At 59.9% G+C, this 11529-nt stretch carries 11 protein-coding genes; 2 read left to right on the top strand and 9 right to left on the bottom strand.

The annotated features are described in order from the left end of the window. Nucleotides 1-129: 129 nt before the first annotated feature. Nucleotides 130-693 carry a ribosome hibernation-promoting factor, HPF/YfiA family gene (gene hpf / locus A8B82_RS22435; protein ID WP_067297691.1) on the top strand — a complete coding sequence of 188 codons (564 nt, stop codon included), beginning with the start codon at nt 130-132 and terminating at the stop codon, nt 691-693. A gap of 45 nt (nt 694-738) precedes the next feature. After that, nucleotides 739-1203, top strand: a complete 465-nt coding sequence (locus A8B82_RS22430; RefSeq protein WP_067297683.1) for a PTS sugar transporter subunit IIA — start codon at nt 739-741, stop codon at nt 1201-1203. 7 nt (nt 1204-1210) lie between these two features. Here the strand turns inward: A8B82_RS22430 and A8B82_RS22425 are convergent, their stop codons facing one another. The 9 genes from A8B82_RS22425 to cysQ all read right to left on the bottom strand — a co-directional run bounded on the left by A8B82_RS22425 (nt 1211) and on the right by cysQ (nt 11438). After that, complete coding sequence (locus tag A8B82_RS22425; RefSeq protein WP_067297676.1) at nt 1211-2638, bottom strand: nodulation protein NodH; 1428 nt, start codon at nt 2636-2638, stop codon at nt 1211-1213. 2 nt (nt 2639-2640) lie between these two features. Beyond that, nucleotides 2641-4338: a DUF5927 domain-containing protein gene (locus A8B82_RS22420; RefSeq protein ID WP_067297674.1), complete on the bottom strand. Its 1698-nt coding sequence runs from the start codon at nt 4336-4338 to the stop codon at nt 2641-2643. Then, nucleotides 4335-5321 carry a glycosyltransferase family 2 protein gene (locus A8B82_RS22415; RefSeq protein ID WP_201120895.1) on the bottom strand — a complete coding sequence of 329 codons (987 nt, stop codon included), beginning with the start codon at nt 5319-5321 and terminating at the stop codon, nt 4335-4337. Before A8B82_RS22415 ends, A8B82_RS22420 begins: the two co-directional genes overlap by 4 nt. A 75-nt stretch (nt 5322-5396) precedes the next feature. Beyond that, nucleotides 5397-6521 carry a glycosyltransferase family 4 protein gene (locus A8B82_RS22410; protein ID WP_161489499.1) on the bottom strand — a complete coding sequence of 375 codons (1125 nt, stop codon included), beginning with the start codon at nt 6519-6521 and terminating at the stop codon, nt 5397-5399. A gap of 67 nt (nt 6522-6588) precedes the next feature. Next, nucleotides 6589-7572: a UDP-glucose 4-epimerase GalE gene (gene galE / locus A8B82_RS22405; protein ID WP_067297667.1), complete on the bottom strand. Its 984-nt coding sequence runs from the start codon at nt 7570-7572 to the stop codon at nt 6589-6591. 20 nt (nt 7573-7592) lie between these two features. Beyond that, entirely contained in the window at nt 7593-8486 is an 894-nt protein-coding gene (galU, locus tag A8B82_RS22400; RefSeq protein ID WP_067297665.1) for a UTP--glucose-1-phosphate uridylyltransferase GalU, read from the bottom strand. A 122-nt stretch (nt 8487-8608) separates the two neighbouring features. Then, a complete protein-coding gene (locus A8B82_RS22395; RefSeq protein ID WP_067297662.1) occupies nt 8609-9844 on the bottom strand; it encodes a glycosyltransferase family 2 protein in 1236 nt (411 codons plus the stop codon). Then, complete coding sequence (locus A8B82_RS22390; RefSeq protein ID WP_067297660.1) at nt 9841-10641, bottom strand: 3-deoxy-manno-octulosonate cytidylyltransferase family protein; 801 nt, start codon at nt 10639-10641, stop codon at nt 9841-9843. The genes A8B82_RS22395 and A8B82_RS22390 overlap by 4 nt, the downstream gene beginning before the upstream one ends. Continuing rightward, nucleotides 10641-11438 carry a 3'(2'),5'-bisphosphate nucleotidase CysQ gene (cysQ, locus tag A8B82_RS22385; RefSeq protein ID WP_067297658.1) on the bottom strand — a complete coding sequence of 266 codons (798 nt, stop codon included), beginning with the start codon at nt 11436-11438 and terminating at the stop codon, nt 10641-10643. Before cysQ ends, A8B82_RS22390 begins: the two co-directional genes overlap by 1 nt. Between the last annotated feature and the right edge of the window lie 91 nt (nt 11439-11529).

The raw sequence follows: 11529 nt of genomic DNA, 5'->3' as shown, positions 1-11529 counted from the left end.
GGCCTTCACGCCAAGGCACGGTCAAGAACAACCCGGACGCACGGCCATTTTTCCGCATTTGAACATCATCATGCCCCACTCTGGTGGTCAGCTAAGCGATGTTCGAACAAGAGATAACAAGGAGAACCTATGCGGTACCAGATCAGCGGCAAACAGATCGACATCGGCGAAGCACTGCAAACCCACGTCAAGGACGAATTGGGCGCGGCCGTCGGGAAATATGCAGAACGTCCGACGGACGCACAGGTCATCTTTTCCAAGTCGGGTCACGAGTTTGTCTGTGAGGCGACCGTCCATCTTTCCACCGGTCTCACCGCATCGGCCAAGGCGCACAGCACCGAAATCTATGGCGCCTTCGATGCCTGCAGCGAAAAGATGGAAAAGCAGCTGCGCCGCTACAAGCGTCGCCTGAAAGATCACCATCAAGTCCGCGCCGTACCGGTTGAACTCTTCGGTGCCTCCTCGTATATCCTTGCCTCTACAAGCGATTCTGACGCGCAGGAACCCGAAACCCTCCAACCCATGATCATCGCGGAAATGCAGACCAGGATCGCAACCTTGTCTGTCGGCGAAGCTGTCATGCAGATGGAACTCGCAGGGGCGCCAGTGTTGGTGTTTCGCAAGGAGGGCAAAGAGGGGCTGAATGTCGTGTATCGCCGCGAAGATGGCAACATCGGCTGGATCGACCCCTGAGAAAAGTGCTCGGGGAAACCCGTTCAAAAGAGCAGGACTAACCGAATGGAACTTGCAAAACTACTCAAGCCGGAAGCGGTCAAGGTCGTTAACGCGGCCTCCAGCAAGAAGCGGCTGATGCAGGACCTCGGCGACCTGGTCGAATCTGTCTATGGCTTCAAATCAGGCGTTGTCGTCGACGCCCTGATGGCAAGAGAAGCCCTGGGACCAACGGGTGTGGGCCACGGTGTGGCCCTGCCCCATGCGCGGCTTGACGGGTTGGAATCGGTGGTCGGCGCATTCATCCTTCTGGATCGGCCTGTCGATTTCTCATCGGTGGACCGGCAGCCGGTGGACATCGCCTTTGCGCTCTTTGCCCCCGAAGAGGCTGGCGTCGAGCACCTCAAGGCGCTTGCACTGGTGTCGCGCACCCTTCGCAACACAGCGATTTGCAGCAAACTGCGCGCGAACCCGGATCCCGCAACGCTTTACACCATTCTGATCGAAGAGCAGTCGGTTCAGGCCGCCTGACCGCGCGCTATTTCCAGCTGGAAAAGCCGAAGGTCACATAGTCGCGCTGATAGGCCTGCGTTGCCAGCTTTTCAATTTCATCATCATAGATCGCATTCAGCGTGAATGGCTGATCGGCCTCCGGCAACGGGGGCGGCGGTGCATCCGCAATACCGACCGAAGCCGCCAGCGCAGCCAGTTCTTCTGCCATGTCGTCCTCGCGGATGATCCGGTCAGGCAGGCATAGCTCCCCAAAACCCTGAATTGCCTGTGCCTGCGAACACCATGCCGCATCCACCCGAATAGCCGTCTGACCCGCGAGGTTCCCCTTGAGCCAGACCAGAAAGGCGGCAAAGGCTGCGCGGTGTTCCGCAAGCCCATAACCCGCATCCGGTCCGTCGGCAGGCAGCGGCATGTTATAGCGGCGCATCATGGTCTTGCGCAGTTGCACGAAACTGCCCTTGCCCGTCGTCAGAATATGACGACAAAAGGCATCATGCGCCCGTGCCAGCGGGTGCCGTATCACGGTAAAGCTGCGGTGACCGGGATGGTCGCGCTTCCACAGGCGCAGGTCCTTCTGCGTCATCTTCGAAGACAGCGCGCCACGCCCGGCTCCATCCAGCGCCGCCAGCCATTGCATGATCTCGACGCGCGGGGCAGACCGCAGCGGCAGATACAGCAAGGGAGCTTGTGCCGCTGCAACATAAGACGGCACATTGGGCCCCCGGCGCGGTTCAAAATTCGGGGTCCGGGTCAGATCGAAACGGTCCAGCCGGGACAGCGCCGCCGTCATCTCGTCGTAGTTGCTGACTTTTGCCGATATCGGGCTTGGGTTCTGCTTTTTCAGATTGCTGTCCAGCGCATCCAGCGTCTCGTCCACGCCCAGATAGCGCGCCAGCCCGTTCATCACCTCGACGCTTTGCAGATCGTCGTAGGCCACATAAAACGCCGTCTGCCCGCTGACCTGCAACCGGTTCAGCAAGGTCACCTGAAACGCCTGCAATGCCTCAAGATGCGCCTCGAATTCGCGCGCATCAAATACCGCTTGCGCCGTCTTCTGCGCCTTCACGTCCGTCAGCTTCCACTGCCCCGTCTCCTGCGCGATCTTCCAGCTTACGTAGCTGTCCACCGGGTTCCGGGTCAGGATGATCTTGGCGCATTTCGCATCCTCCATGACCGCATCGAAAATGCGTGGATCATGGTCATGAAAATACCGGAAACCACTAAGCCGCGCGGTGTTCCCGCGAATGGCTTTCAACAAAATATGCGGGTCCCGGTCGCGGGTTTTCTGATCAATCCCAAGGATCGGCTCATTATGCGGATAGCCCAGAAAATGCGGGTTGAACGCCTCTCCATGACACTTGATACCGCCAAAGGCATTCAGGTTCGTTTCCAGAAAGTTCGACCCCGTGCGCATCTCTGCAAACACGACAAAGCTGTGGAATTTGTCGGCCATGATTACTGTACCAGATAGGGTTTGCGCTGGGTTTTCTGATTTGACGCAACACCACGTTCCGCCGGGAAATCGCCCATCAGATAGGGGTGCATCCCCTGGTTTTTGAGGTTTTGCAGGAATTGGCCAAAACCACTCAGATCAACCATCTTGGGGGCTTCCGACAGGCGGCGCAGCTTGGTGCGCCCGATTTCGTCCAGTATTCCCTGAAGGGGTTCCATCGGTGCCTCGATGAATTCGGCCATGGTCCAGATGCGCACGCGCGCCTTGGAAAAGGGCGACCGCAGGATATCCATGTGTTCGCTTTCGACCTTTTGCAGCTGCGCGGCAATTGTGCGGATCTTGGCGAAATCGAGGTTTGAGCGGAACAGCGGCACCGCCCAGGCCCCGGTGATGACGGAAACCTGCGCGTTGGGGTCTTTTGCCACGCGCCAGTTGATAGTCTGGTTGTCTGCCGGGCCGAACTGGAAACACTGCCGCTCGCCACGGGTGTTCCAGATCAGATTGGTCAGGAACGCCTTGCCGTTATAGTCACGCAGCTTCGCAGACTGCGACAGCGCGCCGTTGATGGCGGTCTGACCGTCAGCGTAATGCACGCCATCCGTTGCAAACAGATGCCCATGCACCCGCGCGCCAGTTGCCTTGGCCAACCAGGGTTCGAAGTTCTCGAACAATTCGGTAAATCCCTGGAACATCGAATAGGGAGCCGCCGTGACTCCGTTCTCCCAATCCTCGTTTGGAAAACGGCTTTGCATATAAAGGCCCGACCGCCCGCGCGTCCGCCGCTCCACCGCCTTTGAGAAGATGCGGTCGATCTTGCCGGGGTTCGGCTCCGTCTTTTTCATGGCGCCGGCAACATCGGTCAGAAACGCCTCGTACAGGCGGTCAGCATAGGGCCAGATCTTGCGTGCGACAAAGCAGTCCGACCGCCGCAGCAATTGCAGGTGGTCGTCATAGAAAATATGCGGCTTACCCTGAAAGTCGAACTTGGACAGCGTCAGTGAGCGGCTTTCGATCTTTTCGGAATACAGCCGCGAAAGAGTCTGGAAATAGGATTCATCCGGTATCCAGACATGCCTGAAGAACCGGTCATATGTGGGTCTTTCCGGGTCTTGCAGGATCGCCGACAAAGTGCGTCGCGACAGGCACCACCATTGCGACCCCATATGCGGCACGATCCCGTGCGGCATCTTCCGCTTGAGTCCGAGAGAGCGCTGCACCGCCACCGCCTTGTCAAAGAAGTAGCGCCGTTTTTTCCAGGAGAACGGGAAGTGCATTGTAAACCGCTCTTCGTCCAGCCCGCCCACGGTCCAGGGCACATCGGCGGTTGTCGCGCTTTCGATGAAATCGGTGTTGGGGCGTTCGTCGAGGTAATCAATCAGCTCCTGCACCGGACGCAGCGGCAGACAGGACCCTGATGCCAGATAGACATGTTTGATCTCCGGATAGCTGGCCAGCAGCAGTTCCGACGCGCTTTGCGATGCGGCGACGATGCCCCAGGTGCCCCATTCGCACCGGTAGCGGGCGCAGAACGAGACATCCTTCCGATCCGCCATCGCATTGACAAAAGCGTCATAGGTCCGGCGCGGGACCCCCTTGTCGACATGGATCACCACGGGACACCCCGCCGCCGACCAGTGGCGCGCCACCTGTTCGGCCCGGCCCAGCGCGGTATGCACCAACATGACGATCCCGACCGTCATGCCCAGTTTCCTTTCGACATCAGACCCAGAATCTCAAGCTGCCGCCAGTTGATATACCGCTCTGACCATTTGCACCAAAGTTGCGGGTCGTCCTTCAGCCGATCAGCATAGGCCTTGTATTCGACGGACCCGGCATAATGCTGCGACCGTTCCAGTTCCTCGGCGGCCTTGGTCCCGAAAGTGTCGATGAACTTGGCATGCAGCAACACGCCCGATGCCTTTTCACCACCCCATTCATCATAGACCTGATTCAGGCCGCGCGGCAGCAGCATATGGGTGGAGCTGACGTAGGTATAGCGCTTGTCCCATTTCACCAGCGGCACCTTGTTCAGGGCCGGTGCCTTTTCCGGGAGGTCGGGGAAGAAAACGCGCGCCCGTGGCCCGCCCTGAATCCACAGGTTGGTGAACAGGTGGTTGCGCGAAATGGTGTAATTTCCGCTGTCGAACCATGTGGCAATCTCGATCGGGTTTTGACCGGGCTGATAGGGCTGCTCATCCAGCCGCCCCTTGGGATACATGTCCAGCAACATCGCAGAGAACGACTTGATCGAAGAGGCATCCAGCCAGTCCGTCAGGGCCCGCAGCGGGCGCGTATCGCAGAACGGATAGACCAGAAATTCATCGGGATCGACGGTCAGCGCCCAATGCCCATGGGCGTATTTGCGTGCCAGCCAGTTCAGCCAGTCCACCCCGAAACGGGCGCGCTTGTAGCTTGCCGTCGTGCTCCACACCGACACATCCGGCTGATCCGCAAGATAATCCAGCGATCCATCGGTGCTGTCATTGTCGACAAAGAAGAAATGACCGATGCCCATGTCCCGGTAATAATCCAGGAAATACGGCAGCCGGATACCTTCATTGCGCTGGGTGCAGAACAACAGCAGATCGTCGGGCCGGATTTGTCCGGTCCGGTTCGCGACCCGCTTCAGTTCGCGACGCTTGCGCAGGGCGCGGACTCGCCATCGCTTCCGCTGCACCCTCAGCCAATATGACTGTAAAACACCCAAAAACCGCCCTCTACCTTGCCGATACGGCTGCGCATCCAGGCGCTACCATCTCTACCTTAACACGGTCTTGAAGTGTTCGTCCCAATCAGGTCCAACAAACAAGGTCTTCGTTCCCGCGCCCACCGGCTTCTCTGTCCACTGGTTAAGCATATCTATCCACAAATACCGATCTGAAACTGATGCGTAAACGGCATTCTCTCCCAAAAATTCGCGTAATACCTCCAGATCGTTGCATAAAACCCGCGATCCAAGCTGTATCGCCTCCAGTGGTGGCAGCCCAAAACCCTCCGCAAGGCTCGGAAACAGCGTACCCGCTGACCCCTGAACAAGGGCCGCAAGCGCCTTGTCGTCCAACCCGGACAGCTCCTGAACCGGGTGGCCCACATCCAGTGCGTCAAGGCGTGCAAACAGCGCGTCATTGTTCCAGCCTCTGCTGCCACACAGGAACAGCGGCGGCGCGGCGGGCCCGATCTCCTCCCACAGGTCCAACAGGAAAGCGTGGTTCTTGCGCGGCTCCAATGTGCCGACAGTGACAAAATAGGGGCCCTTGGGCGGCAGCCCCTGCGGCAGCGCCGAAATGTCCGGGCGCGGCAGCTCCGTCCCGAGGTAGGCCACGACCCCGGGCGGCACCCGCCCCATCGCGTCCAGATACCGTTCCGTCCGGTCCCGCGTGTCTTTTGAGTTATAGATGATCCTGTCTGCACGCGCGCTGACCCGGCGCAGCTTGGCCTCAAAGGTCTTTACACTGCCCGCGCGCTGGAACTCCGGATATTCCAGCGGAATCACGTCATGGATCAGCACGTGGATATTGCCGCCCGCGGATTTGATGGCGCCCAGCACGCGGTCGGTCAGATTGCTGTGCCCGACGTTGAAATAGTCAAAACCGTTTGGAAATTCCCGCCGCAGCATTCCCGGCAAGGCCGACCGCCAGGACCGCGTCAAGGCAAGACGTCGCACATCGCTTTCCGCCCGCTGCACCGCATCCGGCCGCGACCGCGCCAACCGGGATAAGACATTAACGCGACCCCAGGGCGTGCGCCCTTCGAGCCGGGCAAGGAAACCCTCCAGCCCTTGCCGTTCCAGCAGCACATAGCCCAGCGCGGTACGCAACAGACCAAAACACGGGACGTCGTCCTGCAGGAACCGGCGCAGATACGCCAGTTCGACACGGTCCACACCCGTCGCCACCCGACCCGCCCGCCGCAAGGAGCGGGTCAGGTCCAGCAGCCGCGCGGGCGGTGCCTTATGTGTCGTAATGTCCAGTTTGGTGCCATCTCCACGCGTCGGTGATCATTTGTCTGAGCGTGGACCGATGCGGTTTCCAGCCCAGTTCCGTTTCCGCCCGCTGGGAACCTGACACCAGCTTGGTACAATCTCCCGCACGGCGCGATCCTTCGACATGGGGCACCTCGCGATTGGTCACCTCTCGGCTGTGGGTCAGCACCTCGCGCACGGAAAAGCCCGACCCGGTGCCAAGGTTGAACACCCGGCTGCCTTTGCCGTCTTCCAGCCATTTCAGACCCAGAACATGCGCATCGACCAGATCGCAGACATGGACGTAATCGCGGATGCAGGTGCCATCGGGCGTATCGTAATCGGTGCCGTAAATCGTCAAGGCATCACGCTTTCCCGCTATCGCATCCAGCATCAGCGGCACCAGATGTGTTTCCGGCTGGTGGAATTCGCCCACTTCACCCTCCGGGTCTGCCCCGGCCACGTTGAAATAGCGAAAGATCACATGGCGCAACCCATCGGAGGCTTCAAAATCGCGCAGAATGTCCTCGATCGCGCGTTTCGACGCGCCATAGGCATTCAGCGGATACTGGGCTGAATTCTCGTCCAGCACCACGTTGTCCTGATCGCCGTAGGTGGCGCAGGTCGAGGAGAAAACAAAATCCTTGCAGCCCGCAGCCACGGCCGCCTCGATCAGCGTCAGGGACCCCGCGACGTTGTTGCGCCAGTATTTGCCGGGCTGGGCCATTGCCTCGCCCACCTGGCTCAGCGCGGCAAAATGCATGACCGCAACCGGCGCATAAGCCGCAAACACCTCGTCCAGACGCGCCCGGTCCAACAGATCGCCCCGCTCGAACGGGCCGAACTTGACCGCATCCTGCCAGCCGGTTTCGAGGTTGTCATAGGTGACGGGCGTGTATCCCGCATCCCTCAACGCCTTGCAGGCATGCGACCCGATATAGCCCGCACCGCCTGTCACCAGAACATTGCTCATGTCTTTCCTTTCCGGTGCAGCTACTGCGCGGCCTTGTCCATCTGCATGATGCTGCTGAGATAGGAATACAGATCGTCGCGCAGCTCTTCACGGGCAAGGCCAAAGGCGACGGTCGCCTGCAAAAACCCTGATTTAGAGCCGCAATCGAACCGCTGGCCACGGAACCGATAGCCGTAAACCGGGTTGCCCTGTTCGATGTCGCGGGCGATGGCGTCTGTCAGTTGAATTTCACCACCGGACCCGGATTTCAACTGGTTCAGATGGCGCAACACCGATGGCTCAAGGATATAGCGCCCGATCACCGCCAGGTTGGAGGGCGAATCCTCCGCCTTGGGTTTTTCCACCATGCCCTTTGCCTTGACCATGTGGCCCATGTCCTCGGATATATCGAGCATCCCGTATGACGACGCGCGCTCCGGCTCCACTTCCATAGCGGCGACCATGTTGCCGCCGGTCTCTGCATAGGCTTCGACCATCTGCTGCAGGCAGGGCTTTTCCGCCGCGATCACATCGTCGGGCAGCATCACCGCAAAGGGTTCGTTCCCGATCAACCGCCGCGCGCACCACACCGCATGACCCAGGCCCAGCGCCTTGTGCTGACGGATGTATGCAATCGCGCCGCTTTCCATGTTGGTGTCCTGAAGAGCCTGCAACAGGTCGTCCTTGCCCTTCTTGCGCAGCTCTTGTTCCAGCTGCGGCGCGTGGTCGAAATAATCCTCCAGCGCGCCCTTGCCGCGAGATGTGACAAAGATGAATTCCTTGATCCCGGCGGCCCGTGCCTCGTCGATGGCGTATTGCACCAACGGCCTGTCCACGAGAGTCATGATTTCCTTTGGTACCGATTTGGTTGCCGGCAAAAATCGGGTTCCGAGGCCCGCGACGGGGAAAATTGCTTTTGTGACCTTTTTACGCATTTTGATCCTAAGTCCCTTCGAAACGGCTCTCGCCATTCTCGTTTACATTCTTCGTCTCATTAATATCTGATCCAGATCAGCCTGAGCAAAAATTTTTCAAACCTTACATTCCGGATCCCGTGTTACTCTTCGCGCAATCCGCGCTGACTGGCAACGCGGTTTTGTTCCCTTTTCAACCTGGACATGCGCGAAAAAGCGCTGAAAACCAGCATATCACGGTCGGATTTACCAAAAATCCCGCCTCTTTGCAGCCATAATCCTTCCGGCTCGAAACTGACCCAGTGAAAACGCGCTGTCAGGGACAGGCAAATCAGGGAAATGATCTCGCCGTTGCGCACCCGATCTGCGGCGATCTGCCGGTCCCGGCGCAGCCGGTAGGGGCGAGTCGCGATAACCGCGGACCGGCGGGGCACGGCGGGAAAGCGGGCAAAGGGCACCTGCGGATGCATGGCGATCCGGGCGGCTGTCAAATCACGCACCTTCCCTTCGGCATATCCCTGATCAAGCCGCTTCATCAGCCGCCGCAGTTGCGCCGGTTCCAGCGGGCCGGACACCAGATAGCGCAACAGGCGATGCCGCTCTGACCGGCGCAGCCGCGCCCATTGTTCGGCATGTCTGGACGGGTCGATATGCTTGCGCTGGAACACCGCCCAGCTTGCCCCGATATCGAAAAGGTCCCTTGGCACCCGGTCCGGTCCGCGCAGCGCATTGGCCGCGAACCCATGATGCACCTCGGCCAGCGGTACAATGGCCGTGGCATGACCGGCCCGAGCCAGACGCATGTTCAGGTCGGTCTCATCCAGAAAATAGTGAAATGCAGGGTCGAAACCGCCCAAGGCCACCAGCACATCGCGCCGGAACGCCATGTTGGTGCCTTCGGTCTTGATCGCAAGGCCCTTGGGCGGGTGCAGCACGGTTGGTTGGTGCGGATGCAGGTCCAGCTCCTGCGCCTCGCCCAGCGGATCAAGGCTGCGGGCGCGCCATTGAAAGGATATGCCGTTGCGCCCCCTTACATAGCCGCCCATGGCGGCAACCTCGGATCTGCTGGCGGGTTGGACCAGATGGCGCAGCCATTGCGGCTCCGGCACGGCATCGTCATCAATGAACGCGATGATCTCGCCTGCCGCTTGGCCGATCCCAAGGTTGCGCGCGGCCGAAATATTCGGCTGATCAAACGGCACGACCTTCAAATCATCGGCAAATCCGGCGGCCTGCACCGCATCGACCCCGGCGGGGTCGGCGACAACCACGACCTCAAACGCGGGATACTGAAGCTGCGAAACGCCGGTCAGGCAGCGCCGCAGGGCATCGGGACGGCCCCGGCTGACGATCACCACGCTGACCGTCAGATCGTTCATTCAAGGCCCATCTGCGCCATCATACCCTCGATCTTCGGCACGTCCTCGGGGTTGTTCAACTCCCAGAACGCGCGCCCCCGCGCCTCCACTTCTACACATAGCACGGATTCGCCGTGCTCCATGAATCGCAATTGCTCCAGCCCTTCCAACTGCTCCAACGGTCCCGCAGGCCAGGTCGGATAGGCCGCCAGCGCGTCGGGCCGGTAGGCATAGACACCGACATGGTGGAAAACCGGGGTCTGATCAGTCTCTGCATAGGGCTTTGACGTGAAGGGCACGACTTCCTTGGAAAAGTAGAGCGCCCGGTGATCCACGGCAAAAACTGCTGTTGTACCGCCGACACGGCCCGCTTTGCGGTCGGCCAGCAGACTGTTCAGCGCGGCCCCGTCACAGCGCAGCACCGGCGTGGCGATGCCTGCCTCTGGCGCGTTGCGCAGACCCGCAACCAGACCCTCGACAAACCAATGCGGTGTCAACGGCGCATCGCCCTGAAGGTTCACGACAATATCAAAACCGCCGCCCAGCGCCTGATGTGCCTCGGCACAACGCTCTGTGCCATTGGCGCAATTGGTCGAGGTCATGACAACCTCCGCCCCGAATCCTTCGGCGGCTTGCCTGATCCGGTCGTCATCCGTGGCCACCACCACGCGGTCCACTCCCTGAACCGCGCTGGCAGCATGCCACGACCGCTCGATCAGGCTTCGCGACACGCCACTTGCGCCCCTGAGCGCCGCAAGCGGCTTGCCCGGATAGCGCGTCGAGGCATAGCGCGCCGGAATGACAACCAGAACAGACATCAGGCCGACTTCAGATCGACGCCCGGCGCATGGGCGATGAAAAACGGATTGGCAAAACCGTCCTTGCCATAGGTCAAAGGCGTCAGATCATCGAAACGCACCACCGCACCGCCCGCGCCCAGCAATACTGCGTGACCCGCCGCCGTGTCCCATTCCATCGTGCGCCCGACACGGGGGTACAGGTCCGCCTCGCCGGTTGCCACCAGACAGAACTTCAGCGACGACCCCGCGCTCTTCATGTCCTTGACCGCATATTTCGCGATATAGTCATCGGTCGCCTGATCTCGGTGCGACTTGGACGCCACCACCATCAGGGCCGAATTGTCCGAGTTAGAGACGGATATGGGCGTAACCTGACCCACCGTGTCCTTGCTGAAATCACCTGTCTCCTCGACCGATTGCCCATCTGCCTGGGTAAAGAACATGCGCGATTTTGCCGGGGCATAAACCACGCCGCGCGTCGGCACGCCGCCCTCGACCAACGCGATGTTCACAGTGAAATCGCCCCGCCGGTGGATGAATTCCTTGGTCCCGTCCAGCGGATCGACAATCAGAAAGGTATCGCCCTGCGCGGCATGGGTTGCCGCCTGCTCCTCGGTGACCAGCGCAACATCCGGAAATGCCGCGCGCAACCCGTCCGAGATAATCGCATCAGCGGCCTCATCTGCGGCTGTGACCGGGCTGTCATCGGATTTGGCCTTCACGTCGAAATCGTCCTGGCCGTAAATTTCCATGATCTTGTCGCCCGCCTCCAGGGAGAGTTTCCGCATCACAGTCACCAATTTATTGTAGTCCATAATAGGCTGCCTCTATCGCTTTCGTTGATTAGTCGGTTGGGCCCCCTTATGCTGCGGCACTAACGGAACGGCAAGAATTCCGTGTCAGCAT

The organism is Sulfitobacter sp. EhC04, assembly GCF_001650875.1.
Taxonomy (GTDB): Bacteria; Pseudomonadota; Alphaproteobacteria; order Rhodobacterales; family Rhodobacteraceae; genus Sulfitobacter.
The sequence above is the reverse complement of the archived record's forward strand: the minus strand, read 5'-3'. Positions and strand labels throughout refer to the sequence as shown.

What these genes read in the sequence shown, in the direction of transcription:
- hpf (WP_067297691.1), top strand. Translation starts at nt 130, where the DNA reads ATGCGGTACCAGATCAGCGGCAAACAGATCGACATCGGCGAAGCACTG.
- A8B82_RS22430 (WP_067297683.1), top strand. Translation starts at nt 739, where the DNA reads ATGGAACTTGCAAAACTACTCAAGCCGGAAGCGGTCAAGGTCGTTAAC.
- A8B82_RS22425 (WP_067297676.1), bottom strand. Translation starts at nt 2,638, where the DNA reads ATGGCCGACAAATTCCACAGCTTTGTCGTGTTTGCAGAGATGCGCACG.
- A8B82_RS22420 (WP_067297674.1), bottom strand. Translation starts at nt 4,338, where the DNA reads ATGACGGTCGGGATCGTCATGTTGGTGCATACCGCGCTGGGCCGGGCC.
- galE (WP_067297667.1), bottom strand. Translation starts at nt 7,572, where the DNA reads ATGAGCAATGTTCTGGTGACAGGCGGTGCGGGCTATATCGGGTCGCAT.
- galU (WP_067297665.1), bottom strand. Translation starts at nt 8,486, where the DNA reads ATGCGTAAAAAGGTCACAAAAGCAATTTTCCCCGTCGCGGGCCTCGGA.
- A8B82_RS22395 (WP_067297662.1), bottom strand. Translation starts at nt 9,844, where the DNA reads ATGAACGATCTGACGGTCAGCGTGGTGATCGTCAGCCGGGGCCGTCCC.
- A8B82_RS22390 (WP_067297660.1), bottom strand. Translation starts at nt 10,641, where the DNA reads ATGTCTGTTCTGGTTGTCATTCCGGCGCGCTATGCCTCGACGCGCTAT.
- cysQ (WP_067297658.1), bottom strand. Translation starts at nt 11,438, where the DNA reads ATGGACTACAATAAATTGGTGACTGTGATGCGGAAACTCTCCCTGGAG.